Origin of the sequence: Enterobacter cloacae complex sp. IR5422, from assembly GCF_049238165.1 — a bacterium.
Taxonomy (GTDB): Bacteria; Pseudomonadota; Gammaproteobacteria; order Enterobacterales; family Enterobacteriaceae; genus Enterobacter; species Enterobacter roggenkampii.
In genome coordinates, this window is record NZ_JBMKHT010000027.1 from 32,861 (window position 1) to 59,241 (window position 26,381).

23 protein-coding genes and 5 tRNA genes are annotated in these 26,381 nt (G+C 56.0%); 18 read left to right on the top strand and 10 right to left on the bottom strand.

The genetic code is table 11. The features are described from left to right. Positions 1-223: 223 nt before the first annotated feature. The gene (locus tag ACOTXT_RS14150) at positions 224-1,843 is read left to right on the top strand and encodes an ABC-F family ATP-binding cassette domain-containing protein (protein ID WP_055321689.1); all 1,620 of its coding nucleotides are present in this window, start codon (positions 224-226) and stop codon (positions 1,841-1,843) included. 39 nt (positions 1,844-1,882) lie between these two features. Here ACOTXT_RS14150 and ACOTXT_RS14155 read toward each other — a convergent pair whose 3' ends face one another. Continuing rightward, entirely contained in the window at positions 1,883-2,170 is a 288-nt protein-coding gene (locus tag ACOTXT_RS14155) for an HTH-type transcriptional regulator (protein WP_008502755.1), read from the bottom strand. A gap of 331 nt (positions 2,171-2,501) precedes the next feature. On the opposite strand from ACOTXT_RS14155, the gene ACOTXT_RS14160 reads away from it, so the two are divergent. Both ACOTXT_RS14160 and cspE read left to right on the top strand, forming a co-directional pair. Then, complete coding sequence (locus tag ACOTXT_RS14160; RefSeq protein ID WP_008502756.1) at positions 2,502-3,212, top strand: DUF3053 domain-containing protein; 711 nt, start codon at positions 2,502-2,504, stop codon at positions 3,210-3,212. Positions 3,213-3,459: 247 nt separating this feature from the next. Next, positions 3,460-3,672 carry a transcription antiterminator/RNA stability regulator CspE gene (cspE, locus tag ACOTXT_RS14165; RefSeq protein ID WP_003860775.1) on the top strand — a complete coding sequence of 71 codons (213 nt, stop codon included), beginning with the start codon at positions 3,460-3,462 and terminating at the stop codon, positions 3,670-3,672. Between the two features lie 58 nt (positions 3,673-3,730). Here the strand turns inward: cspE and ghrB are convergent, their stop codons facing one another. From ghrB to ACOTXT_RS14195, 6 genes are all read right to left on the bottom strand, one after another. Continuing rightward, the gene (ghrB, locus tag ACOTXT_RS14170; protein WP_023345234.1) at positions 3,731-4,705 is read right to left on the bottom strand and encodes a glyoxylate/hydroxypyruvate reductase GhrB; all 975 of its coding nucleotides are present in this window, start codon (positions 4,703-4,705) and stop codon (positions 3,731-3,733) included. Between the two features lie 27 nt (positions 4,706-4,732). Then, on the bottom strand, positions 4,733-6,013 hold the full coding sequence (locus ACOTXT_RS14175) for an MFS transporter (RefSeq protein ID WP_046091977.1): 1,281 nt from the start codon (positions 6,011-6,013) through the stop codon (positions 4,733-4,735). A 116-nt stretch (positions 6,014-6,129) separates the two neighbouring features. Further along, positions 6,130-7,068 (bottom strand): sugar kinase, encoded by a 939-nt coding sequence (locus tag ACOTXT_RS14180; RefSeq protein WP_055321690.1) that lies wholly within the window; start codon positions 7,066-7,068, stop codon positions 6,130-6,132. Positions 7,069-7,071: 3 nt separating this feature from the next. Beyond that, positions 7,072-7,821, bottom strand: coding sequence for a sugar phosphate isomerase/epimerase family protein (locus tag ACOTXT_RS14185; protein WP_032623049.1), 750 nt, complete (start codon positions 7,819-7,821; stop codon positions 7,072-7,074). Between the two features lie 103 nt (positions 7,822-7,924). Continuing rightward, a complete protein-coding gene (locus tag ACOTXT_RS14190) occupies positions 7,925-8,941 on the bottom strand; it encodes a LacI family DNA-binding transcriptional regulator (RefSeq protein WP_008502761.1) in 1,017 nt (338 codons plus the stop codon). A 182-nt stretch (positions 8,942-9,123) separates the two neighbouring features. Further along, entirely contained in the window at positions 9,124-9,783 is a 660-nt protein-coding gene (locus ACOTXT_RS14195; RefSeq protein ID WP_129345854.1) for an OmpA family lipoprotein, read from the bottom strand. 212 nt (positions 9,784-9,995) lie between these two features. Here ACOTXT_RS14195 and ACOTXT_RS14200 point away from each other — a divergent pair, with 212 nt between their 5' ends. Then, a complete protein-coding gene (locus ACOTXT_RS14200; protein WP_333165691.1) occupies positions 9,996-12,275 on the top strand; it encodes a molybdopterin guanine dinucleotide-containing S/N-oxide reductase in 2,280 nt (759 codons plus the stop codon). Here the strand turns inward: ACOTXT_RS14200 and ACOTXT_RS14205 are convergent. Next, positions 12,238-12,684, bottom strand: coding sequence for an N-acetyltransferase (locus ACOTXT_RS14205; protein ID WP_008502764.1), 447 nt, complete (start codon positions 12,682-12,684; stop codon positions 12,238-12,240). The two genes, ACOTXT_RS14200 and ACOTXT_RS14205, sit on opposite strands and share 38 nt — an antisense overlap. Then, positions 12,662-13,243 (bottom strand): DNA-3-methyladenine glycosylase I, encoded by a 582-nt coding sequence (gene tag / locus ACOTXT_RS14210; RefSeq protein ID WP_023617180.1) that lies wholly within the window; start codon positions 13,241-13,243, stop codon positions 12,662-12,664. The genes ACOTXT_RS14205 and tag overlap by 23 nt, the downstream gene beginning before the upstream one ends. A 165-nt stretch (positions 13,244-13,408) precedes the next feature. On the opposite strand from tag, the gene ACOTXT_RS14215 reads away from it, so the two are divergent. From ACOTXT_RS14215 to dppF, 9 genes are all read left to right on the top strand, one after another. Continuing rightward, a complete protein-coding gene (locus ACOTXT_RS14215) occupies positions 13,409-14,104 on the top strand; it encodes an autotransporter domain-containing protein (protein ID WP_333165685.1) in 696 nt (231 codons plus the stop codon). A 238-nt stretch (positions 14,105-14,342) separates the two neighbouring features. Then, positions 14,343-15,545 carry an L-lactate MFS transporter gene (locus tag ACOTXT_RS14220; protein WP_333165688.1) on the top strand — a complete coding sequence of 401 codons (1,203 nt, stop codon included), beginning with the start codon at positions 14,343-14,345 and terminating at the stop codon, positions 15,543-15,545. Between the two features lie 257 nt (positions 15,546-15,802). After that, positions 15,803-17,494 (top strand): kdo(2)-lipid A phosphoethanolamine 7''-transferase, encoded by a 1,692-nt coding sequence (gene eptB / locus ACOTXT_RS14225; RefSeq protein WP_421625329.1) that lies wholly within the window; start codon positions 15,803-15,805, stop codon positions 17,492-17,494. A 91-nt stretch (positions 17,495-17,585) separates the two neighbouring features. Continuing rightward, positions 17,586-17,662: transfer RNA gene (locus tag ACOTXT_RS14230), tRNA-Pro, on the top strand. Between the two features lie 620 nt (positions 17,663-18,282). Continuing rightward, positions 18,283-19,890: a dipeptide ABC transporter periplasmic-binding protein DppA gene (gene dppA, locus ACOTXT_RS14235; protein WP_008502769.1), complete on the top strand. Its 1,608-nt coding sequence runs from the start codon at positions 18,283-18,285 to the stop codon at positions 19,888-19,890. Positions 19,891-20,067: 177 nt separating this feature from the next. After that, on the top strand, positions 20,068-21,087 hold the full coding sequence (dppB, locus tag ACOTXT_RS14240) for a dipeptide ABC transporter permease DppB (RefSeq protein ID WP_008502770.1): 1,020 nt from the start codon (positions 20,068-20,070) through the stop codon (positions 21,085-21,087). A gap of 9 nt (positions 21,088-21,096) precedes the next feature. Next, a complete protein-coding gene (dppC, locus tag ACOTXT_RS14245; RefSeq protein WP_008502771.1) occupies positions 21,097-21,999 on the top strand; it encodes a dipeptide ABC transporter permease DppC in 903 nt (300 codons plus the stop codon). A gap of 10 nt (positions 22,000-22,009) precedes the next feature. Continuing rightward, entirely contained in the window at positions 22,010-22,993 is a 984-nt protein-coding gene (gene dppD, locus ACOTXT_RS14250) for a dipeptide ABC transporter ATP-binding protein (protein ID WP_008502772.1), read from the top strand. Continuing rightward, a complete protein-coding gene (gene dppF / locus ACOTXT_RS14255) occupies positions 22,990-24,003 on the top strand; it encodes a dipeptide ABC transporter ATP-binding subunit DppF (protein WP_008502773.1) in 1,014 nt (337 codons plus the stop codon). Before dppD ends, dppF begins: the two co-directional genes overlap by 4 nt. A 43-nt stretch (positions 24,004-24,046) precedes the next feature. On the opposite strand, the gene coaA is transcribed toward dppF, so the two are convergent. Further along, a complete protein-coding gene (gene coaA / locus ACOTXT_RS14260) occupies positions 24,047-24,997 on the bottom strand; it encodes a type I pantothenate kinase (RefSeq protein ID WP_021242480.1) in 951 nt (316 codons plus the stop codon). Between the two features lie 317 nt (positions 24,998-25,314). Between coaA and ACOTXT_RS14265 the strand changes: the two genes are divergently transcribed. From ACOTXT_RS14265 to ACOTXT_RS14285, 5 genes are all read left to right on the top strand, one after another. Next, positions 25,315-25,390 (top strand) — tRNA-Thr (locus tag ACOTXT_RS14265). A gap of 8 nt (positions 25,391-25,398) precedes the next feature. Then, positions 25,399-25,483: transfer RNA gene (locus ACOTXT_RS14270), tRNA-Tyr, on the top strand. 117 nt (positions 25,484-25,600) lie between these two features. Beyond that, positions 25,601-25,675: transfer RNA gene (locus ACOTXT_RS14275), tRNA-Gly, on the top strand. Between the two features lie 6 nt (positions 25,676-25,681). Beyond that, positions 25,682-25,757 (top strand) — tRNA-Thr (locus ACOTXT_RS14280). Between the two features lie 118 nt (positions 25,758-25,875). Beyond that, positions 25,876-26,381, top strand: a 506-nt coding sequence (locus ACOTXT_RS14285; protein WP_004152698.1) for a GTP-binding protein, incomplete at its 3' end; no start/stop codon positions are given.

Consider the following 26,381-nt stretch of genomic DNA (forward strand, 5'->3'; position numbering starts at 1 on the left):
CGTTGTGACAAATGCTAAAAACCCGCTTCGGCGGGTTTTTTTATAGTGTGTTGCTGAAAATTTAACCTTGAAATGGTCAACACATTCCCGCTATCCTTATCCCCGTTAACTTTCTCGCGCTGGAGTGCCCCCCAAAAATGAACAAACACGACTGATGAATTTCGATCCTTGCTAAACGCCATCGCGTCGGCAGGGGATGTTTTGATTTCATTCAGGAGTGCTTATGGCTCATTTTGCGCAGTCCCCTTCTTTTATTTTGCATCAGGTCACCTGTCAGTTTCCGACGGGCGATACCCTTTTTGGTCCGCTGAATCTCACGCTGGAACCCTCCCTGTGCGCGCTGGTTGGCCGCAACGGCAGCGGAAAAACGCGTCTGCTGCGTCTGCTGGCGGGGCTGGACGAACCGGCTACCGGTCATATTGAACGCTTTGGCTCGCATGCCTGGGTGGCGCAGCAGCATGTTATTTCTTCGCAGACGACGCTGGCTGAACTTCTCGGGTATGACGCGATTTTTACTGCGCGAAAGCGCATTGACAGCGGCGATTACCAGCCTGACGATCTGGCGTTGCTCGACGGCTACTGGGATATCGCCGAACGTCTGAGCGAAGCGTTTATCAATGCGACGCTCCCACCGTTTGAGCCTGATAAGCCCGCCATAGAACTCAGCGGCGGCGAGCGCATCCGCGCCCTGCTGTGCGGGGCGTTTACGGCGGGCGCGGACTTTCTTCTGCTGGACGAACCGACTAACCATCTGGATCGACAAGGCCGGGCGTGGTTCTACGACCAGTTGAGTCGGTATCAGGGCGGCGTGCTGGTGGCCTCTCATGACCGCGAACTTCTGGAGCAGGTGCCGCGTATTCTTGAGCTGAGCGCCTCGGGTCTGCGCAGCTACGGCGGAAATTATGCGGATTATCAAGCCCAGCGCGATGCCGAACAGCAGGCTGCCCGCGCGGCGCTGGAACATGCGGCAACCGAGCGCAAACGCACCCGCGCGCGCATGCAAAAAGAGCATGATGACAGCCAGCGGCGGTCGGCAAAGACGTTACGCACCGTCGATACCCTGAATATCGCGTCGTTTGAGCGGGTCAAATATAAAGGCGCGGCAAAGGAACGTATCGGCACCTGGAAAAAACAGCACAGCGAGCAAAATGAAGCGCTGAACGCCGCGGTAAACAAGGCGCGTGAGCGGGTTGAAGACGATAATCCGGTGATGTTCACCCTGCCGGGAAGTCAGGTCCCGGAGGGCAAACAGCTACTGGTGCTGGAGGATCTGGTGCTGCAGCATGTACCTGTTCCTCCACTCAACTGGCGGATGGACGGACCGATGCGCGTGGCGTTAAAGGGGCCGAACGGCTGCGGGAAGTCGACGCTGTTAAAAACCCTCCTCGGCGAGATGGCTCCCCGTTCGGGTAGCTGTAAAGTGTCCGTCAGCTGCGCTTATCTCGACCAGCATCTCTCCCGGTTCGATCTCTCGCAGTCGGTCATGACGCATCTCAATTTGAGTCATACCCCTCTGGAAGAGGGGGTATTGCGAACCCGTTTAGCGCAGCTTCAACTGGGGGCTGACAAAGTGATGCTCCCATTGGCGACGCTCAGCGGCGGTGAGCGTCTTAAGGCTGCCCTGGCCTGCGTGCTGTGGCGCGCGGAGGCCACGCAGCTTCTGCTGCTGGATGAACCGACCAACCATCTGGATCTGGCTTCAGTCCAGGCCATTGAAGCGGCGCTGGCCGGTTTCCCTGGGGCACTGCTGGTGGTATCACACGATGAGGCGTTTTTAAGCGGCTTAACGTTAACGCATGAGCTGGTGTGGGAAGAGGCGGGGTGGCGTTGTGATAGCCTGTAAAACGCAAGCCCCCGCAAAGGCGGGGGCATTCAATCTTCACTACGCGATCTGCTTGCTGAGTGCAGGGTTGGCCTGAATCAGGCGCATCAGCCGTAACTCGGTTGGGGTGGGTTTCTCACGTTTTGACTCCCACTCCTGCACCATAGCCACGCTGACACCCATCGCTCTGGCGAATTCTTCGGTTTTCAGTCCTGTCCCTTTGCGCAATTGCTCATATTCTGTAAAGGGATTGGATTTTTGTTGCAGGGTAATCGTCTGCGGTACATCTTTAAAAATGATCTGTTCCAGGCTGCTCAGCAGCTCAAACTCAGGATCTTTATATTCCATTGAGGACTCCTCTTAAATCTCACATCGTGATCAAGAACATCAGAGAGCCAGTTAAGAATAGTCCCTAATACCAACCCAGGATCGTCACGGGTGTGATTAATCGTGCGGTAACGATCGCTGTATCCGATTCAGCAATATGGAGAGTTATGCTAATTCCCTGATTAGTCATATGTCGGCTTCGCCAGGTATTTTTTTGTAAATGGTAAGAAATAAATCGGCAATAGCCGTTTTGCATGAAAAGAGTATCTTGCAAGGCTGACCTGGACTATCCTTGTCAGCGTCGGGCACGCGTGTGCCGGTGTGCGCTTTTTTGGGTGAAAGGAGTAATAAAATGGCGACAGGAAAGTCCTGCTCTCGCTGGTTTGCGCCTATTGCGGCGTTGTTGATGGTTGTTAGCCTGAGTGGGTGTTTTGATAAAGAAGGCGATCAGCGCAAAGCGTTTATCGATTTTCTGCAGAATACAGTGATGCGCAGCGGCGAGCGGTTGCCAACGCTGACTGCGGATCAGAAAAAACAGTTTGGCCCCTTTGTGTCCGATTACGCCATTCTTTATGGTTATTCACAGCAGGTGAGCCAGGCGATGGACTCCGGTATCCGCCCGGTAGTGGATAGCGTGAACGCCATCCGCGTTCCACAGGATTATATGACGCAGCGTGAACCATTGCGCCAGTCCAACGGTGCGCTTGGCGTGCTGAGCCAGCAGCTGCAGAATGCGAAAATGCAGGCTGACGCGTCACGTTCTGCGCTGAAGCAGGGCGACGATCTCAAACCGGTCTTCGACAAAGTGTATGAGAAAGTGGTGACCAAACCGTCAGAAGCACTGCAGCCGTTGATTCCGGCCGCGCAAATCTTCACGCAGCAGCTGGTCCAGGTGGGCGACTTTATTGCCCAGCAGAATACGCAGGTAAGCTTTGTTGCCAACGGTATTCAGTTCCCAACCTCCCAGCAGGCAAGCCAGTACAATACGCTGATTGGGCCGCTGGCCTCCCAGCATCAGGCCTTCAGCCAGGCCTGGAGTGCCGCAGTCGCTGCCACAGAATAAACCGAAAAAACCCCGCTTCTGGCGGGGTTTTTTTATGCGTTGCGAAAATAACGCTTGTCATTCCTCTACCACATCGGTATAACTATTCCCGTCGGTTTGTTACACAGACCTAAAGCAGTTTAGTAAAGCAGTCCAGATTGTTATCCATAGATACCCTTCGTAGTGACCCTTCCTTCATCGCTTAAAAATCTGTAACGCAATCCATCAAGCCGGAAGGCACAATATATTTGTTAATAAGGTAATTTCTATGTCTGCTAAAATGACTGGTCTGGTAAAATGGTTCAACGCTGATAAAGGTTTCGGCTTCATCACTCCTGACGATGGCTCTAAAGACGTGTTCGTACACTTCTCTGCTATCCAGAACGATGGCTACAAATCTCTGGACGAAGGTCAGAAAGTGTCCTTCACCATCGAAAGCGGCGCTAAAGGCCCAGCAGCTGGTAACGTTGTAAGCCTGTAAGCTTCCAACCCAGTAGCAAAGAATTTAAAAACCCGCCTTCTGGCGGGTTTTTTCGTTTCTATCGTTGCACCTGCGGGTTCACGCAGTTTCTCTCCACCTTTCCGCTAAGGGCGGCAATAAGGTTATCGACCGCGGTGGCCGCCATGTTGTAGCGCGTCTCATGGGTGGCTGAGCCGATGTGGGGCAGGGCAACCACGTTAGGCATTGTCAGCAGCGGGGAGTCCACCGGCAGCGGCTCCTGCTCAAACACGTCCAGACCTGCTGCATGGATCTCACCGTTTTTCAGGGCCTCAATCAGCGCCTTCTCATCCACCACCGGGCCACGACCCGCGTTGATGAAAATGGCGGACGCCTTCATTTTTTCAAACGCCTCTTTACCGATCAGATGACGGGTTTCATCCGTTAGCGGCAGCACCAGGCAGACAAAATCGGCTTCCTGCAGCAGGGCATCCAGCTCGCAGTAGCGGGCGTTGAAGCGTTCTTCGGCTTCACTGTGATGGCGACGCGCGTTATACAGAATCGGCATGTTAAAACCAAAATGCGCGCGCTGCGCCAGCGCCAGCCCGATACGCCCCATACCGACAATGCCCAGCGTTTTGCCGTGAACATCCACGCCGAACCAGTCCGGACCAATGCTTTTTGTCCATTCGCCCGCTTTGACGCGCTCAGCCACTTCCACCACGCGACGGGCCGTGGTGAGCATGAGCGCCATCAGCGTATCGGCCACGGTTTCCGTCAGAGCATGCGGGGTATGCATCAGCAGGATCTTGCGGGCGTTAAGCGCATCCACGTCGAAGTTGTCGTAACCCACGGAAACGGTTGAGGTAGCACGAAGCTTCGGCATTTTCTCCAGCAGGGCGACATCCACTTTTTCGCTTGAACCCAGCAGGCCTTCCGCGCTCGCGAACGCGTCGGCGTGCTGTGCCACGGTTTCCGGGCGCAGGTTCTTCACCTGCGTGACGGTGAAGTGCTCTTCAAGGCGTTTCTGCAGATCTTCCGGCAGGGTTTTATACAAAATGACGGACGGCTTCATGCTAATCTCCGTTGATTTTTTAAGGATTCAGGCGTGGCGAGCGCCGACAGGGTGTTGTTGATTATTAGCAGGCTTAACAATCAGAGTAAGCCATACCGAGGCGAAAAGCGCCACCCCCATAAAGATGTACGATGCGGATGGGCTGCCGGTGGCACCGTTCAGGTAACCGACGAACCAGGAGCCGCAGAACGAACCCAGTGCACCCATACTGTTAATCAGCGCCATCGCACCCCCCGCCACGTTACGCGGCAGCATCTCGGGGATGATGGCAAAGAACGGTCCGTAAGGGGCGTACATGGCCGCACCGGCAACCACCAGCAGTGTATAAGAGACCCAGAAGTGGTTTGCGCCCACGGCCCAGGAGCCAATAAAGGCGAAGGCGGCAATCAGCAGCAGCGGCCAGACAAACAGCTTGCGGTTCTGCAGCTTGTCCGACGCCCAGGAAACGATAATCATCGCGATGGTTGCCGCCAGATACGGTACGGATGACAGCCAGCCTACTTCGACCATGCCGAGGTTTTCACCGCCGCTGCGGATAATGGACGGCAGCCACAGCACAAAGCCGTACACGCCAATGCTCCAGGTAAAGTACTGCGCGCAGAGCAGGATCACGTTACGCGAGCGGAAGGCTTCACCATAGTTACGCACCGCCTTCAGGCCTTGCTGTTCTTTGTCCAGCTGCGCCTGCAGCGCCGCTTTTTCGTCTTCGGAAAGCCATTTCGCCTGGGCTGGTTTATCTTTCACCAGCACCCACCAGCAGAAGGCCCAGATAATTGCCGGTACCCCTTCAATGATAAACATCTCGCGCCAGCCGAAGGACTGGATCAGGTAGCCGGACACCACCGACATCCACAGTACCGTGACCGGGTTACCGAGGATCAGGAAGGTATTCGCGCGCGAGCGCTCAGATTTGGTAAACCAGTTGCTGATGTAGATCAGCATCGCGGGCATAACCGCCGCCTCAACGACGCCGAGGATAAAGCGAATGGCGGCCAGGGCAGGAATATTGTTCACCATGCCGGTCAGCGACGCGCAGGCGCCCCACAGGATCAGACAGATGAAGATCAGCTTACGCACGCTGCGGCGTTCCGCATAGATCGCGCCGGGGATCTGGAAGAAGAAGTAGCCCAGGAAGAAAAGGGCACCCAGCAGGGAGGAGATCCCTTTGGTGATCCCGAGGTCCTCGGTGATCCCTGCGGCGGACGCGAAGCTGAAGTTGGCACGGTCAAGGTACGCCAGGCTGTACGTGATAAACACGATTGGCATGATGTACCACCAGCGTTTTACTGCATTGGTCGAACTGTTCATAGGCTTGCCTCTGTTGTTGAGGTTGTTACCGCCGTTGTCTGTAGGGTACACGGTGGCTTAATTATCTGGTACGGCTTGCTGCCTCACCCTGGCCCTCTCCCATAGGGAGAGGGAATTTAAACGCCGAGCTGTGCTCGCGTTGGTAATCCTTCGCTGTCGCCCTGCACCTGAATGGCCAGCGAGCCAATCTTGTTGCCTCGCGCGACGGCCTGCGGCAGCGTTTTACCTTCCAGCAGGGCGCTAATCACGCCCACGGCAAAGCCGTCACCTGCGCCGACGGTGTCGACGACGTTCTCGACCTTCACTGCCGCGACCGCGCCCTGCTCGCCGTTGGCCGTTTTAAACCACGCGCCATCGGCACCGGTCTTCAGCACCACCGCTTTTACCCCTTTATTCAGGTAGAAGTCGGCGATGCCTTCCGGCGTGCTTTCGCCGGTCAGAATCATCCCTTCTTTCAGGCCTGGCAGAACCCAGTCCGCCCGGAACGCCAGACGGTTCAGTTTCTCCACCATTTCCGCTTCGCTTTTCCACAGCACCGGACGCAGGTTGGGGTCGAACGATAGGGTTTTCCCCTGGGCTTTCATGGTGGTCGCGGCATGATCCAGCAGCTCATACGAGCTGGCAGACAGCGCGGCCGCCACGCCGCTCAGATGAAGATGGCGCGCGGAGGCAAAGTAATCGGCGTGGTAATCCGCGACAGAGAGGCGGCTTGCAGCCGAGCCTTTGCGGAAATACTCCACGATGGGATCGGTTCCATTTTCGACCTTGGATTTAAGCTGAAAGCCGGTAGGGAAGCGTCCGTCGAGGGTGACCCCTGCAGCATCAATCCCCTCTTTTTTCAGCGAATCGAGAACGAAATGGCCAAAGCTGTCATCCCCCACGCGGCTGACCCAGCCCACGTTCAGGCCGAGACGCGCCAGGCCGGTCGCGACGTTGAGCTCAGCGCCTGCGACGCGTTTGATAAAGTGCTCCACCGCACTCAGCTCGCCCGTTTCGGTGGCGACAAACATGGCCATGGCCTCGCCGATCGTGATGACATCCAGCGTCTTGTGCATGGTTTACTCCTCGCGCAGCAGGTTGACGTAATGGCGGGTAACGGCGGTTAAATCCGCCCCTTCCAGCGGGAATTCGATACCGCGCGGGGCATCGGCAGGCAGCTGGCCGAGCAGATCCAGCCAGCGCGCATCGGCGCGGTCCGGTGCGACGGCGCGGAAGTTATCTTTATGCGGAACGGCGGCCTTCACGTGGATATAGCTCACCGCAGGGGCCAGGTGACGCGCGGCCTCTTCAGGGGAGTCGCCCACCCACAGCCAGTTCCCCATATCGAAGGTCAGCGTGACGGGGAGCGCCATTTCCCGACAGGCGGCCTGGAAGCGCTGCATGGGCGCGAGCTGTCCGCAGTCGGTCTGATCGTTCTCCACGACCAGCGCCATGCCGCTGGTATTCAGCAGCGTACGCAGGGCGTCCAGAGGTTGCGCGTCGCGGAAATGGCCCAGGGACACCTTCAGCCAAAGTGCGTTCAGGGTGTTGGCTTCAGAAAGATAGCGGGGCAGGTCCGGGTTGAGGGTGCCGTCGGGCATAAACAGGGCGGCGGGTGCGGAGTAGCACGCCAGCAGACCCAGCAGCTCAATGGATTCGCCCAGCGCAGGCAGCGCCAGCAGCTCTTCGCTGTTGAACAGTTCCCGGCGGATCTCCACGCCGTCTGCCCCCGCGCCAGCAATAACGGGGAGCATCGCCCGTTGACCGCCCGCCTGTCGCACCTGTTCCGCACCGTACGCGGCGGTGACCACCATAATTTTCCTGCCCATCTTCGGACTCCATCGCAACATATCAATACTATTACGCTAGATGGAACCGGTTCCAAAGAAAAGGTCAGGATGTTGAATTTATGATCGCTATCACAAGGGAAATTTAACGCGCGGTGGAGCCACGAACGATCAGCTCGCCGGAGAAGACCTGCTCGCGAACGGCATCGCTGGTGCCTTCAATACGACGAACGACTTGTTCAACAGCAGCATAGCCAATCTGCCAGGTGGGCTGTTTGAGGGTAGTAATGCCGACGCCAGCCAGCTCCGCCCACTCCAGTTCATCAAACCCCAGCAGACCGATGTCGCTGCCCCAGTGCAGGCCAATGCGCTTGAGCGAGCGGGCAACCTGCAGCGTCAGCGCCCCGTTGGCGGAGATAACCGCTTTGCGCATCCCACGATGGCGCGTATGGAACTGACGCAGGGTGTTGTCAAGCTGCCCGGCTTCGTGAAGCGGCGTTTCGGCATTTTCGGCGATCACGCCGGGATAACGCTCCAGCGTGGCGCGAAATGCGCTCAGGCGTTCACGTCGGGTGTTGACCATCCCCAGCGGTTCACTCAGAAACAGAATGGCCTCGAAGCCCTGTTCAATCAGATGTTCGGTGGCGGTCGTGGCGGCCTGGGTGTTATCCAGCCCGACCACGTCGCAGGCAAATTCCGGGATTTTACGGTCGATGAGGACCATGGGCAGGGAGGATTGCTGCAGGCGATTTAAGCCTTCTTCACGCATGCCTACCGCGTTGACCACAATCCCTTCCACCTGATAGCTGCGCAGCAGGTCGAGATAATGCAGCTCCTGGTCGACTTCGTTGTTGGTATTACAGACCAGCGGCGTAAAGCCTTTCTCGCGACAGGCGGCTTCGATACCGCTGAGCACGTTCACGGAGTAGGGGTTGGTGATATCGGCGATGATCAGCCCGATAAGGCGGGTGCGGCCACGTTTGAGCCCGCGCGCCATGAGGCTGGGACGGTAGTCGAGATCGGCAATGGCCTGTTCAATACGCGCCAGCAACGCATCGGACAGCAGGTGTTTCTCGCCGTTAAGGTAGCGCGAAATGCTGGTTTTGCCGGTTTTGGCGGCTTTCGCCACGTCGCTGATGGTGGCCCGGGCTGGTTTGCTCATCGCTGATTTCCCTGAATTTAGTGAGAATACCTTAGCGGGAAAATCGGACGAATCAAGTAATTTGCCCGGTGGCGCTGCGCTTACCGGAGGTTGCGGCCTGATGCCCTCACCCCAACCCTCTCCCACGGGAGAGGGAGCAAACACTAAAAACGGCAACGGGGTTGCCGTTTTGCTTTTACCTACTAAATTGGGCTTAACGTAATCTCTACGCGGCGGTTCTGCGCTTTGCCTTCCGCCGTGCTGTTGCTGGCGATAGGGTTGGCAGGGCCCATGCCGCTGGTGCGGATGCGGTTTGCTTCAACGCCCTGGGTAATCAGCGAGCTGGCCACGGAATCGGCGCGCTGCTGGGACAGACGCATGTTCAGATCCTGGCTGCCGGTGCTGTCGGTGTAGCCAATCACGTTCACGGCGGTCTTGTTGTACTCTTTCAGCACCATCGCCACGCCGGTAAGGGTGTTCGCACCCGCGGGTTTCAGCGTTGCGCTGCTGCTGTCGAAGGTGACGTTGTTCGGCATGTTCAGGATGATGTTATCGCCGCTGCGCGTCACGCTCACGCCGGTTCCCTTCATTTTGTCGCGCAGTTTTGCTTCCTGCACGTCCATGTAATAACCGACGCCGCCGCCCAGGGCCGCGCCCGCCGCTGCGCCAATCAGCGCGCCTTTGCCGCGGTCTTTCTTGGAGGAGGAGAGCGCCCCAACGCCTGCGCCGACCAGCGAGCCGATACCCGCGCCAATGCCGGATTTACCCGCTTCGCGCTCACCGGTGTAAGGGTTGGTTGTGCAGCCAGAAACAGCCAGTGCACCGCTCACCAGAGCGGCAATAACGAGTACGCGTTTTTTCATCTTCTTTCCTTAATCCTTTTTATTCTTTGCCACGGCGAACGTGGCAGTTGATTATGACGTCCAGATACGGAGAAAATTCCGGGTATAACTCTGAAATTTGTGACAAACCATAAACGGTCTCAGCAAGAAGGCCGTAAAACCTGCACGCAACCAGGAGCGCACGCTTGAGCACCTCAACGAAAACCATTCTGACCGCCGCCCACTGGGGGCCGATGCTGGTCGAAACCGATGGCGAAAATGTTCTGTCGTCTCGCGGAGCATTGCCAACACAACATCCCAACTCTTTACAGACCGTCGTTCGCGATCAGGTGCACAGCAAAACACGCGTGCGCTGGCCGATGGTGCGTAAAGGTTTTCTCGCCTCACCTGACAAGCCGCAGGGCATTCGCGGTCAGGATGAGTTTGTTCGCGTGAGCTGGGATGACGCGCTGGCGCTGATCCACACCCAGCACAAGCGCATTCGCGACAGTTACGGTCCGTCGTCCATTTTCGCCGGGTCCTACGGCTGGCGCTCTAACGGGGTGCTGCACAAGGCGTCGACGCTGCTGCAGCGCTATATGAGCCTGGCGGGCGGCTATACCGGTCATCTGGGGGATTACTCCACCGGTGCAGCGCAGGCGATCATGCCGTACGTCGTGGGCGGGAACGAGGTGTACCAGCAGCAGACCAGCTGGCCGCTGGTGCTGGAACATACCGACGTGGTGGTGCTGTGGAGCGCTAACCCTCTTAACACGCTGAAAATTGCCTGGAATGCCAGCGACGAGCAGGGCATTGGCTATTTCGACGCGCTGCGCAAAAGCGGCAAGCGCATCATCTGCATTGACCCGATGCGCTCTGAAACCCTGGATTTCTTCGGCGACAGCGCCGAGTGGATTGCCCCGCATATGGGCACTGACGTGGCGATGATGCTGGGTATCGCTCATACCCTGGTGGAAAACGGCTGGCACGATGTCGAATTCCTGACGCGCTGTACCACCGGCTTCGATAAATTCGCCGACTATCTGACGGGTCGCTCCGATGGGGTGGCGAAAACGGCAGAGTGGGCAGCAGAGATTTGTGGCGTTTCTGCGCAGAAGCTCCGCGAACTGGCGGCGTTATTCCATAAAAACACCACGATGTTGATGTCCGGCTGGGGGATGCAGCGCCAGCAGTTTGGCGAGCAGAAACACTGGATGCTGGTGACCCTTGCTGCGATGCTGGGGCAGATCGGTACGCCGGGCGGCGGTTTTGGTCTCTCCTATCACTTTGCCAATGGCGGTAACCCCACGCGTAAAGCGGCGGTGCTGGCGTCTCTGCAAGGTTCGGTGCAGGGGGGCGTGGACGCCGTGGATAAAATCCCGGTGGCGCGTATTGTTGAAGCCCTGGAAAATCCGGGCGGTTTTTATCAGCACAATGGTCTCGACCGCCACTTCCCGGATATTAAATTTGTCTGGTGGGCGGGCGGGTCGAACTTCACGCACCATCAGGATACCAACCGCCTGATCCGCGCCTGGCAGAAGCCGGAGCTGGTGGTGATTTCAGAGTGCTTCTGGACCGCCTCGGCGAAACACGCTGATATCGTGCTCCCGGCGACCACCTCGTTTGAGCGTAACGATCTCACCATGACCGGCGACTACAGCAATCAGCATATGGTCCCGATGAAGCGCGTGGTGGCCCCGCGCGATGGGGCGCGTGATGATTTCGACGTGTTTGCTGAACTGAGCGAGCGGTGGGAAGCGGGCGGTCGCGCGCGTTTTACCGAGGGAAAAACCGATCTCGAATGGCTGGAAACCTTCTACCAGATTGCCGGGCAGCGCGGCGCGGCGCAGGGCGTGACGCTCCCGCCATTTACTGAGTTCTGGGAGGCGAACCAGATCGTCGAAATGCCGGAGAGCGAACAGAACGCGAAGTTTGTTCGTTTTGCCGATTTCCGCCGCGATCCGGAGAACCACCCGCTGAAAACCGAGAGCGGCAAGATCGTGATCTACAGCGAGCGCATCGCCAGCTTTGGCTATGCTGACTGCCCGCCGCATCCCACGTGGCTCGAGCCGGACGAATGGCACGGCAACGCCCGGCCGGATCAGCTGCAGGTATTATCTGCCCATCCCGCGCACCGTCTGCACAGCCAGCTTAACTATACCTCCCTGCGCGAGCAGTATGCGGTCGCCGGGCGAGAGCCCATCACGCTGAATACCCTTGATGCGCAAGCGCGCGGGATTGCGGACGGCGACGTGGTGCGCGTCTGGAACGCGCGTGGACAAGTGCTGGCAGGGGCGGTGGTGAGCGACGGGATTAAGCCGGGCGTGATCTGCATTCATCAGGGCGCATGGCCTGACCTTGAGCTCGCCGAAGGCGGTATCTGTAAAAACGGGGCGGTTAACGTGCTGACCAAAGATCTCCCCAGCTCGAAGCTGGGGAATGGTTGCGCAGGGAACACGGCGCTGGCCTGGGTCGAGAAATATACGGGTCCCGAGCTTACCTTAACGGCGTTTGATCCGCCTGCCAGCTCATGATCCACGTCGGGTGTTGGGTGTCATCCTGCCAGGCGCTGTCTTCAATGCGAAAGCCCTGAGCATGGTAGAAATTCACCGCCCGGACATTTTTCTGATACACCTCCAGGGTTAAGTGCGGGAAGCGCTGTTGAACATGGTTCAGCAGCGCGCGCCCGATGCCTTTCCCGATGCATGACGGCGCCACAAACAGGGCGCCGACAAACTGAGACTGCATCACGCTGATAAATCCGCAAGGTTCGCCGTCCTGCTCCCAGACCCAGGTTTCAGCGGACGGCAGATAAACGTCCCGCACCATGGCCTCATTCTCTTTCCAGTAATTCGGCGCGATGAACGGATGCGCTTCCGTGGTGCTTTCCAGCCACAGGCTCAGCAGCGGCGCGGTATTTTCATTTTGCCATTTGCGGATCATGATGGCCTCCCGGATGACAGAAGCAGCCGGTAACGTGGTCGTTGACCAGGCCACAGGCCTGCATAAAGGCGTAGCAGATGGTGGAGCCGACAAACTTAAAGCCGCGTTTTTTCAGGGCCTTCGAGAGCGCATCCGAGGCCGGAGTGGCGGCCGGAATTTCCGCGAGCGTGGTCGCCTCCGTGACTTGCGGATCGTTATTCACAAACGCCCAGACAAAATCTGAAAATGATTCGCCGTTTTGTTCCATCGCCAGATAAGCGCGTGCGTTACCGATAATGGCCTGGATCTTGCCGCGATGGCGGATGATGCCGGCATCCTGCACCAGTCGCTCGACGTCCTCATCGGTCATCGCGGCGACGGCGACGGGGTCGAACTGGTGGAAAGCGCTGCGGTAATTTTCGCGTTTTTTCAGTACCGTAATCCATGATAACCCCGCCTGCTGGCCCTCCAGGCAGATCATCTCAAAGAGCTTTTTGCCATCCCTTTCCGGCACGCCCCATTCCCGATCGTGATAGTCGATATAAAGCTGATCCTGGCTTACCCAACCGCAACGTTCCATCCGTCATCTCCCTTATTGATACTGATTTCGCAAAAATTTCGTTCTGACTGGCTTGACGTGTTTACTATAAAGACAATAGTTAATACAGGGCCATATGCTCTCTAAGCTCTTCCTGAATAACGACAACTATCGCCGAATTCGGCTCTCTCTGGGGTCGCGTTGAAGATGATAAAAAAAATCAGTGGTCGCCATGCTGTGTCTGGCCTGGTGGGGATTTCAGCCTGCCTGTTTTTTTGTAATACAGCGTCTGCCTGGCAACAGGAATATATCGTTTCAGACGCCCAAAATAATACGGCGGAACGCTATACATGGGACGCGGATCACCAACCGCGCTATGAGGATATTCTCGCGGAGCGTATTCAGTCTTCGAAAAATGCGCCGGGTCTTGCTCTGAATATACCATCTGGCAGCACGACAGAGGGGGCGATGAGCGTAGGCTGGAATTTTCCCGTTTCAGCGCGAATGACCACCGGCCCGGTGGTGGCGTGGCGGTACGACGGCACGGCTCCCATGATGATCAACGAGTTTGGTGATAGCGCGTCGACACAGTCAGTTACGGACCCGCTCTGGCATGCCAGCGTCAGCACGCTGGGGTGGCGCGTTAACACCCAGTACGGCGATCTCCGGCCCTGGGCGCAGATCAGCTATAACCAACAGTTTGGTGAAAACCAGTGGAAATCGCAGTTTGGTATGCCACAAACGCCAGCTCCTGCCCAAAACGGCAGCTGGATGGATGTCACCGTGGGAACGGATATTCCCTTTAATACGCACATGGCGGCCTATGCCTCGCTGGCTCAGGGGGAGCATACCACCACCGGTGAGGAGTTTTTATACACCCTCGGCGTCAGCGCCAATTTCTAGAATTGTTACTTTTTTAAACGTTACGATAACATCTCGAATACAATAACCACGGGCTTTACAGCGATAGCAGATACTAACACGCTGTCGCTTTATTCCCGTGCCAGGTCATTCATTCCCGATTCCAGGCATTTCATTCCGTTCCGCCTGCATTTCATGCCGTTTTACCCCAGGCATATTGAGGTTTTGTTTATCGTTGTCCTCAGCGAATTCCCTCAATTTATCTTGCAGGACAACTGCCATGAACACATCAACCTATAACCGCACGCGCTGGCTCACGCTCTTTGGCACCATCGTCACTCAGTTTGCGCTGGGATCGGTCTATACCTGGAGCCTGTTTAACAGTGCGCTTTCTGACAAACTCGGCGCACCGGTCAGCCAGGTCGCGTTCTCCTTTGGTTTGCTGAGCCTGGGTCTGGCGATTTCATCTTCCGTCGCGGGCAAGCTGCAGGAGCGTTTTGGCGTGAAGCGCGTGACCATGGCGTCCGGCATCCTGCTGGGACTGGGCTTTTTCCTGACCGCGCATTCCAGCAATCTGATGATGCTCTGGCTGAGTGCGGGCGTGCTGGTGGGACTGGCGGACGGCGCGGGCTATCTGCTGACGCTGTCAAACTGCGTGAAGTGGTTCCCGGAACGTAAAGGCTTAATCTCTGCGTTTGCCATTGGTTCTTATGGTTTGGGCAGCCTCGGGTTCAAATTTATCGATGCCCATCTGCTGGCGTCCGTCGGCCTCGAAAAAACCTTCATGATCTGGGGCGCAATCGTGCTGGTGATGATTCTGTTCGGCGCCACGCTGATGAAGGATGCGCCGCAGCAGGAAGTGAAATCCGTGAATGGCGTGGTGGAGAATGATTTCACTCTCGCGCAGTCGATGCGTAAACCGCAGTACTGGATGCTGGCGGTGATGTTCCTGACGGCCTGCATGAGCGGCCTGTATGTCATCGGCGTGGCGAAAGATATCGCGCAGGGGATGGTGAAACTGGATGCAGCCACGGCGGCCAACGCGGTGACCGTGATCTCCATTGCTAACCTCTCCGGTCGTCTGGTCCTCGGTATTCTGTCCGACAAAATCGCCCGCATCCGCGTGATTACGATTGGGCAGGTGGTTTCGCTGGTCGGTATGGCGGCGCTGCTGTTCGCTCCGCTGAATGAAGCCACCTTCTTCGCGGCAATTGCCTGCGTGGCCTTTAACTTCGGCGGCACCATTACCGTCTTCCCGTCACTGGTGAGCGAGTTCTTTGGCCTGAACAATCTGGCGAAAAACTACGGCGTGATCTATCTGGGCTTCGGGATCGGTAGTATCTGTGGCTCGCTGATTGCTTCCCTGTTCGGCGGGTTCTACGTAACCTTCTGCGTGATATTTGCCTTGCTGATTATCTCCCTGGCGCTGTCAACCACGATTCGCCAGCCGCAATGTGAAGTTTTTAAAGAAGTTCATGCATAATCGCGACGAGAAAGGCCGGTAATCCGGCCTTTTTATTTTCTTAACCTGGAAATAAAGCGATTTTGTCTGTTTTTGGATTTGCTTTTTTGTAAATAACTGTACTGATCACACTCTCTGCTGCCACTTTTCCGCTTCCCTGTGGTCTACTTACCACGCCTGTAGACGTTTCATTGAACGATCCCCTGAGCGTATGTCTAATCTGCCCACTTTTTAATCGAGGTGGGCGGCGGTACTGTCCCTTTTTCCGGGTAGCTTGCATGAAATACATTAAATCGATGGCGCAACAAAAGCTCTGCTTTTTGCTGGCGTTGTACATCGGCCTGTTTATGAACGGCGCAGTTTTTTTCCGTCGGTTTGACGGTTACGCGCATGATTTTACCGTCTGGAAAGGAATTGCAGCGGTTGTCGAATTGGTCGCTGCGGTACTGGTCACCTTCTTTTTATTCCGTATTCTTACCCTGTTTGGCCGTCGCGTGTGGCGAGTGCTGGCAACGTTTATCGTGCTGTGCTCGGCGGGTGCCAGCTATTACATGACTTTTATGAACGTGGTGATTGGCTACGGCATTATTGCCTCGGTGATGACCACGGATATCGACCTCTCTAAAGAGGTTGTGGGGCTGCACTTTATCCTCTGGCTGGTAGCGGTCAGCGCCTTGCCGCTGCTGCTCATCTGGAGCAACCGCTGCCGCTATACCCTTGTTCACCAGATCCGCACGCCAGGAAAGCGATTCAGAAGCGTCGCCGTGGTGCTGCTGGCGGGCCTGATGGTCTGGGGGCCGATTCGTCTGCTGGAGGTGAAGCAGAAGAATGATGAGCGTACCTCCGGCGTGGATATGCCGAGCTACGGTGGCGTGGTTGCCAACTCTTATTTACCGTCTAACTGGATCTCCGCGCTGGGGCTGTATGCGTGGGCGCAGGTGGATGAGTCCTCGGATAATAAGTCGCTGATAAACCCGGCGAAGAAGTTTACCTATGTGGCGCCAAAGGATATCGACGATACCTACGTCGTCTTTATTATCGGAGAGACCACACGCTGGGATCATATGGGCATTCTCGGCTATAACCGTGATACCACGCCTAAACTGGCGCAGGAAAAGAACCTGATTGCCTATCGTGGCTATTCCTGTGATACCGCCACCAAGCTTTCCCTGCGCTGCATGTTTGTACGCGAGGGCGGGGCGAGCGATAACCCGCAGCGTACGCTAAAAGAGCAAAACGTCTTCTCGGTGCTGCATCAGCTTGGGTTTACCTCCGACCTCTATGCGATGCAGAGTGAGATGTGGTTCTACAGCAACACCATGGCGCAAAACATCTCCTACCGCGAGCAGATTGGCGCAGAGGCGCGCAACCGTGGCAAACTTGTCGATGACATGTTGCTGATTGATGAGATGAAACTCTCACTCAACGGGAACCCTGATGGTAAGCATATGATCATCCTTCATACCAAAGGGTCGCACTTTAACTACACACAGCGCTACCCGCGCAGCTTTGCCAAATGGACGCCGGAGTGCGTCGGAGTGGATAAAGACTGCACCAAAGCCCAGTTGATTAACTCTTATGACAACTCCGTGATGTATGTGGATCACTTTATTGATTCGGTGATTGACCAGGTTCGCGATAAGAAGGCTATTGTCTTCTATGCGGCGGACCACGGTGAATCTATCAATGAGTTCGAGCATCTGCACGGTACGCCACGCAAGATGGCACCACCGGAGCAGTTCCGCGTGCCAATGATGGTGTGGATGTCCGATAAGTATCTGGAAGACCCGGAGAAAGCGAAGATGTTTGCCCATCTGAAGAAAGAGGCGGAAATGAAGGTGCCGCGTCGTCACGTTGAGCTGTACGACACCATTATGGGTTGTCTCGGCTACACCTCACCGAACGGTGGGATTAACGAAAACAACAACTGGTGTAAACTCCCTGATAACAGCGCAAAAGCCGCGCAGTAGCTGCTTTGGCGAGAATATCGCCAGTTGAATGGCTTTTTGAAAATAAGGGATTGACGGGGGCGCACCTCAGCAGTAAGATGCGCTCCGCATTCGGCGAGTAGCGCAGCTTGGTAGCGCAACTGGTTTGGGACCAGTGGGTCGGAGGTTCGAATCCTCTCTCGCCGACCACATTCTGAAAAGGGCTAACCGTAAGGTTAGCCCTTTTTGCATTATGGCCTTAGCTCTTCAGAGTAATCAAAACGCCCCTTACGCCCGCTTCTCCCTGCCTGTTAACGATTTTGTGACATAATCCATTGTATTTTTTTATATATAGATTGATCTTTTTTCGCGTTGCTTATGGATAACCTCAGCATTTTTCGCTGTGCGTTTTAACGTTCGCGGTATTTAGTGCTCAGATAATCACCATTCTGCAAGAAAATTTACCCATTCTGAATAAAAGTTAATCACTGATTGTTGCGAAATATGAAGATAGTTGTGCTGCAACATAGCGAGTAGCATAAATTTCCCTGCTGAAAACTGACGCTCATGGTTTTTTTAATCTTTGTTTGCGGTTTCTCACACTCAGCGTAAATCCCCGTCACCTGTATTGACGTTTTCACATTCTGTTGACAGATTGTAGGGCATGAGGGGCATTTCAGGGACGATCTGCGCTGCAACTCAAACGCTCTTCTGAAAGGATTCTCCATCCCTTTAACGCCTTCGGGCACCTCCGACCGGACCGGGTAAAAAATAAATAAAGGTCTGGCGGCGTAACACAACAAAGCAAAACATCACATTGGAGCAGAATAATGAGTATTTCCTTGAAGAAGTCAGGGATGCTGAAGCTTGGTCTGAGCCTGGTGGCTATGACCGTGGCAGCAAGCGTACAGGCAAAAACCCTGGTTTACTGTTCTGAAGGCTCGCCGGAAGGCTTTAACCCACAGCTCTTTACCTCTGGTACGACTTACGACGCAAGCTCTGTACCGATCTATAACCGTCTGGTTGAATTCAAAACCGGCACCACGGAAGTGATTCCGGGTCTGGCCGAGAAGTGGGACGTCAGCGAAGACGGTAAAACCTACACCTTCCACCTGCGCAAGGGCGTGAAGTGGCAGGACAGCAAAGAATTCAAACCAACGCGCGACTTTAACGCCGACGACGTTGTGTTCTCCTTCGACCGTCAGAAAAACGCTCAGAACCCGTACCACAAAGTCTCTGGCGGCAGCTATGAATACTTCGAAGGGATGGGTCTGCCGGATCTGATCTCTGAAGTGAAAAAAGTGGACGATAATACCGTTCAGTTCGTGCTGACGCGTCCGGAAGCACCGTTCCTGGCTGACCTGGCCATGGACTTCGCCTCAATTCTGTCCAAAGAGTACGCGGACAACATGCTGAAAGCCGGTACGCCGGAAAAAGTCGACCTGAACCCAATCGGTACCGGTCCATTCCAGCTGCTGCAGTACCAGAAAGACTCCCGTATTCTGTATAAAGCATTCGAAGGCTACTGGGGCACCAAGCCGAAGATTGATCGTCTGGTCTTCTCCATTACGCCTGATGCGTCAGTACGTTATGCAAAACTGCAGAAAAACGAATGCCAGGTGATGCCATACCCGAACCCGGCTGACATCGCCCGCATGAAGCAGGATAAGAACATCAACCTGCTGGAGCAGGCTGGCCTGAACGTGGGCTATCTCTCCTTCAACACCGAGAAGAAACCGTTTGATGACGTGAAAGTGCGTCAGGCGCTGACCTACGCGGTGAACAAAGAAGCGATCATCAAGGCGGTTTACCAGGGCGCTGGCGTTGCAGCCAAAAACCTGATCCCACCAACCATGTGGGGCTATAACGACGACGTTAAAGACTACTCCTACGATCCTGAGAAAGCGAAAGCGCTGCTGAAAGAAGCGGGCCAGGATAAAGGCTTCACCGTTGAGCTGTGGGCGATGCCGGTACAGCGTCCGTACAACCCGAACGCACGCCGTATGGCAGAAATGGTTCAGGCTGACTGGGCGAAGATTGGCGTACAGGCCAAGATTGTGACCTACGAGTGGGGCGAGTACCTGAAGCGCGCCAAAGCGGGTGAGCACCAGGCAGTGATGATGGGCTGGACCGGTGACAACGGGGATCCGGACAACTTCTTCGCTACCCTGTTCAGCTGTGCTGCAGCGAAAGACGGTTCTAACTACTCTCGCTGGTGCTACAAGCCGTTTGAAGACCTGATCCAGCCGGCGCGTGCGACCGACGATCACAACAAACGTATTGAACTGTACAAGCAGGCGCAGGTTGTTATGCACGATCAGGCTCCGGCGCTGATTGTTGCTCACTCCACCGTGTACGAGCCAGTGCGTAAAGAAGTGAAAGGCTACGTGGTTGATCCACTGGGCAAACACCACTTCGAAAACGTATCGGTTGAATAATTAAAAGCAACGCCAGGCGGCGCTGCGCTTGCACTGGCCTACGGTATGTAGGCCGGGTAAGCGTAGCGCCACCCGGCAGCAGTGCTTAATTCTCTCTCTGAAAGGAGAGGGGATAAGATTTGTGAGCAATACAGACGTCACGCCACTGGTCGTGCGTCATCAGAGAGAATCCGGGTTATGTTGCAGTTCATCCTCCGACGTCTGGGACTTGTTATCCCCACGTTTATCGGTATCACCCTTCTCACTTTTGCCTTCGTCCATATGATCCCCGGCGACCCGGTAATGATTATGGCGGGCGAGCGTGGTATTTCCCCTGAGCGCCATGCACAGCTGCTGGCTGAACTCGGCCTCGATAAGCCAATGTGGCAGCAGTATCTCCACTATATCTGGGGCGTGCTGCACGGTGATTTAGGGATTTCACTGAAAAGCCGTCTTCCGGTGTGGGACGAGTTCGTGCCGCGTTTTAAAGCGACGCTGGAGCTTGGCGTCTGCGCCATGATTTTCGCCACCGCGGTGGGTATTCCTGTCGGGGTACTGGCTGCCGTTAAGCGTGGCTCTATTTTTGACCACACCGCTGTGGGCCTGGCGCTGACCGGCTACTCCATGCCTATCTTCTGGTGGGGCATGATGCTGATCATGCTGGTCTCGGTGCAGCTTAACCTGACACCGGTCTCCGGGCGCGTCAGCGATATGGTCTTCCTGGATGACTCCAACCCGCTCACTGGCTTTATGCTGATTGATACGGCTATCTGGGGCGAAGAGGGCAACTTCATGGATGCCGTCGCGCATATGATCCTGCCTGCCATGGTGCTGGGCACCATTCCTCTGGCGGTGATCGTGCGTATGACCCGTTCATCGATGCTGGAAGTGCTGGGTGAGGATTATATCCGCACCGCGCGCGCCAAGGGCCTGACGCGTATGCGCGTTATCATCGTCCATGCGCTGCGTAACGCCATGCTGCCGGTGGTGACCGTTATCGGTCTCCAGGTGGGGACATTGCTGGCGGGGGCGATCCTGACCGAAACCATCTTCTCCTGGCCGGGCCTGGGTCGCTGGCTGATTGACGCGCTGCAACGCCGTGACTATCCGGTGGTGCAGGGCGGTGTGCTGCTGGTCGCGACGATGATTATCCTCGTCAACCTGCTGGTCGATTTGCTGTACGGCGTGGTGAACCCGCGTATTCGTCATAAGAAGTAAGGGGCCATCATGTCACAGGTTTCTGAAAACAAAGTTGTTGCTGCACCGGTTCCGATGACGCCGATGCAGGAGTTCTGGCACTACTTCAAGCGCAACAAAGGCGCGGTGGTGGGGCTGGTGTATGTCGCTATCATGATCCTGATTGCGGTGTTTGCGAACGTCCTCGCGCCGTATAACCCGGCGGATCAGTTCCGCGATGCGCTGCTCGCCCCGCCTGCCTGGCAGGATGGCGGTAGCCTGGCGCACCTGCTGGGGACCGATGATGTGGGCCGCGATGTGCTGTCGCGTCTGATGTACGGTGCGCGCTTGTCGCTGCTGGTCGGCTGCCTGGTGGTGGTGTTATCCCTGATTATGGGGATCGTACTGGGTCTGGTTGCCGGCTACTTCGGCGGTATCGTTGATAACATCATCATGCGTATCGTCGACATCATGCTGGCGCTGCCAAGCCTGCTGCTGGCCCTGGTGCTGGTGGCGATCTTCGGTCCGTCGATCGGTAACGCCGCCCTGGCGCTGACGTTCGTGGCGCTTCCTCACTACGTGCGTTTAACCCGTGCGGCGGTGCTGGTGGAAGTGAACCGCGATTACGTCACCGCCTCTCGCGTGGCGGGTGCCGGTGCGATGCGCCAGATGTTCGTCAATATCTTCCCTAACTGCCTTGCGCCGCTGATCGTTCAGGCGTCGCTCGGTTTCTCTAACGCCATTCTTGATATGGCCGCTCTTGGCTTCCTGGGCATGGGTGCGCAGCCGCCAACACCGGAGTGGGGCACCATGCTCTCCGACGTGTTGCAGTTCGCACAAAGCGCCTGGTGGGTTGTCACCTTCCCGGGTCTGGCAATCCTGCTGACGGTGCTGGCATTTAACCTGATGGGTGATGGCCTGCGTGATGCGCTTGATCCCAAACTGAAGCAGTAAGAGGCACGAGATGGCGTTATTAAATGTAGATAAATTATCGGTGCACTTCGGCGATGAAGGCACCCCGTTTCGCGCCGTGGACCGCATCAGCTACAGCGTAAATCAGGGCGAAGTGGTTGGCATTGTCGGGGAGTCCGGTTCCGGTAAGTCAGTGAGCTCGCTGGCGATCATGGGGCTGATTGATTACCCGGGCCGCGTGATGGCGGAAAACCTGCAGTTCAACGGTCAGGACCTGAAGCGCATTTCTGAGAAACAGCGCCGCCAGCTGGTGGGCGCGGAAGTGGCGATGATTTTCCAGGATCCGATGACCAGCCTGAACCCGTGCTACACCGTCGGTTTCCAGATTATGGAAGCAATCAAGGTGCACCAGGGCGGGAATAAGAAAACGCGTCGTCAGCGGGCGATCGATCTGCTGAACCAGGTGGGCATTCCTGACCCGGCATCGCGTCTGGACGTTTACCCGCACCAGCTTTCAGGCGGGATGAGCCAGCGCGTGATGATCGCCATGGCGATTGCCTGTCGGCCAAAGCTGCTGATTGCCGATGAACCGACGACGGCGCTGGATGTGACCATCCAGGCGCAAATCATCGAGCTGCTGCTGGAGCTGCAGCAGAAAGAGAACATGGCGCTGGTGCTGATTACGCACGATCTGGCGCTGGTGGCTGAAGCTGCGCACAAAATCATCGTGATGTATGCCGGCCAGGTGGTCGAGACCGGAAATTCACACGATATCTTCCGCGCGCCGCGTCACCCGTATACCCAGGCGCTTTTACGCGCGCTGCCGGAGTTTGCTCAGGATAAAGCGCGTCTGGCGTCGCTGCCGGGTGTGGTGCCGGGCAAATATGACCGTCCGCAGGGCTGTCTACTCAATCCGCGCTGTCCGTATGCGACGGACAAATGCCGGGCGGAAGAACCAGAGCTGAACCAGCTGGCTGACGGTCGTCAGTCGAAATGCCACTACCCACTCGATGATGCCGGGAGGCCAACACTATGAGTACGCAACAGGCCACCACGCAACAGCCGCTGTTGCAGGCCATCGACCTGAAAAAATATTACCCGGTGAAGAAGGGGCTGTTTGCCCCTGAACGCCTGGTGAAAGCGCTGGACGGCGTCTCCTTTAACCTCGAACGCGGTAAAACGCTGGCGGTGGTGGGGGAGTCCGGCTGCGGGAAATCCACGCTGGGCCGTCTGCTGACGATGATTGAAGTGCCGACTGGCGGCGAGCTCTATTATCAGGGGCAGGATCTGCTCAAGCACGACCCGCAGGCGCAGAAGCTGCGTCGCCAGAAAATCCAGATTGTGTTCCAGAACCCGTACGGTTCGCTGAACCCGCGTAAAAAGGTGGGGCAGATTCTGGAAGAGCCGCTGCTGATCAACAGTAATCTGAGCAAAGAGCAGCGCCGTGAAAAAGCGCTGGCGATGATGGCGAAGGTCGGCCTCAAAACCGAGCACTATGACCGCTACCCGCACATGTTCTCCGGTGGCCAGCGTCAGCGTATCGCCATCGCACGCGGGCTGATGCTTGACCCGGACGTGGTGATTGCCGATGAGCCGGTGTCGGCGCTTGACGTCTCCGTGCGGGCGCAGGTGCTGAACCTGATGATGGATCTCCAGCAGGAGCTGGGGCTCTCCTACGTGTTCATCTCCCACGACCTGTCGGTGGTGGAGCATATTGCCGATGAAGTGATGGTGATGTACCTGGGGCGCTGCGTGGAGAAGGGGACCAAAGACCAGATCTTTAATAACCCTCGTCACCCTTATACCCAGGCGCTGCTGTCTGCGACGCCGCGTCTGAACCCGGACGATCGTCGTGAGCGTATTAAGCTGACGGGTGAACTGCCAAGCCCGCTGAATCCGCCTCCGGGATGTGCATTCAACGCCCGCTGCAGTCGCCGCTTTGGCCCGTGCACCCAGCTCCAGCCGCAGCTGAAGGAGTATGGTGGTCAACTGGTGGCCTGCTTCGCGGTCGATCAGGATGAAAATGGCGAGAAGCCACACGCATAACGAAAAAAACCGGCGCTAAGCCGGTTTTTTTATGTCTGCTTTATTATTTCCGCAGGCGAATCTGGTCGACGGCGTGCTTCTCGCTCTTGGTGAGGATCAGGCTCGCACGCTCGCGCGTCGGCAGGATGTTCTCTTTAAGATTCACATAGTTGATCTCATTCCACAGCCCCGTCGCCACATTGATCGCTTCTTCTTCAGAAAGCTGAGCATAGTGGTGGAAATAGGAATCCGGATCGGTGAATGCCCCTTCGCGGAACTTCAGGAAGCGGTTGATGTACCAGTTCTGCAGCAGGTCTTCCGGCGCATCGACATAAATAGAGAAATCGACGAAATCCGAGACAAAGACGTGATGCGGATCGTGAGGATAGTCCATGCCGCTTTGCAGCACGTTGAGACCTTCCAGAATGAGAATATCCGGCTGGACCACCGTCTTATCCCCACCCGGGATGCGATCGTAGATCAGGTGCGAATAGACCGGCGCCGTCACGTGAGGCACGCCGGATTTCAGATCGGAGACAAATTTCACCAGACGGTGCATATCATAAGAGAGCGGGAAGCCTTTCTTCTTCATCAGCCCGCGTTCTTTTAATACTTCGTTCGGATGCAGGAAGCCGTCGGTCGTGATCAGCTCCACGCTGCGGTGTTCCGGCCAGCGGCTCAACAGTGCCTGCAGGACGCGTGCGGTGGTGCTTTTACCCACGGCCACGCTGCCTGCGATACTAATGATATAAGGAATGCGTTGACCGTTCGTCCCGAGAAACTGCTCCAGCACCGCCTGACGACGCAGGTTCGAGCTGATATAGAAGTTAAGCAAGCGCGAGAGGGGGAGATAAATTTCTGCCACTTCTTCAAGGGACAGATCTTCGTTTATCCCTTTTAACCGTGCGATTTCACCTTCCGTCAGCGTCATAGGGACGGAATCACGCAGGGCAGCCCATTGGCTGCGGTTAAAGTGAAGATAAGGCGTCATTAACGTTTGCTCTTTTTTGCTCATAAGCATGCTTCAGTGAGCCAGCGCTATACTGCCGGATCGTGGCTCATCACACAGTTAATTTTGGACAATGGGCAGGAGGTTAACACCAGATGGCAGGAATAATAAGAAAAAAGATGGATAGCGCTGCGTTACGCGGAAGCCGTCACGCTATGGTGTATATAGTGTAAATCACGCGTGCATGTTGATTATTTGACCCGCAATGACTACTTTTACAGCGCTTAGCGCTTCGTTCGCATAAAATGTGAGCGAAAGAACGTTTTATGCAAATTTTTAGTTGCATGACCGCGCAGGTATCCATAGAATGCGCGCTACTTGATGCCGACTTAGCTCAGTAGGTAGAGCAACTGACTTGTAATCAGTAGGTCACCAGTTCGATTCCGGTAGTCGGCACCATCAAGTCCGGTGGGGTTCCCGAGCGGCCAAAGGGAGCAGACTGTAAATCTGCCGTCACAGACTTCGAAGGTTCGAATCCTTCCCCCACCACCACTTTCTGGCAGCGTAAATGCCGCCGGAGCTGGTTGGAAAAATTAGCCAGCTCAAACTGAAAAAGAGAGAAATCTCTTTTTTTGTTACAGAAAGAACTGGGTAGCCGAGTTTCAGGATGCGGGCATCGTATAATGGCTATTACCTCAGCCTTCCAAGCTGATGATGCGGGTTCGATTCCCGCTGCCCGCTCCAATACGTGCTGATATGGCTCAGTTGGTAGAGCGCACCCTTGGTAAGGGTGAGGTCCCCAGTTCGACTCTGGGTATCAGCACCACTTCACTTCTCCTTCCCGTTTCTCTCTGTTTCAATTTTACTGTATTCAACAATTCAGGCATTTCGCCTGGTTGATGTGGTGATATCACCGATTTATCCGTGTCTTAGAGGGACAATCGATGTCTAAAGAAAAGTTTGAACGTACAAAACCGCACGTTAACGTCGGTACTATCGGCCACGTTGACCATGGTAAAACAACGCTGACCGCTGCAATCACTACCGTTCTGGCAAAAACCTACGGTGGTTCTGCTCGTGCATTCGACCAGATCGATAACGCACCAGAAGAAAAAGCTCGTGGTATCACCATCAACACCTCTCACGTTGAGTACGACACCCCGACTCGCCACTACGCACACGTAGACTGCCCAGGCCACGCCGACTATGTTAAAAACATGATCACCGGTGCTGCGCAGATGGACGGCGCGATCCTGGTTGTTGCTGCGACTGACGGCCCAATGCCTCAGACTCGTGAGCACATCCTGCTGGGTCGTCAGGTAGGCGTTCCTTACATCATCGTGTTCCTGAACAAGTGCGACATGGTTGATGACGAAGAGCTGCTGGAACTGGTAGAGATGGAAGTTCGTGAACTGCTGTCTCAGTACGATTTCCCAGGCGACGATACCCC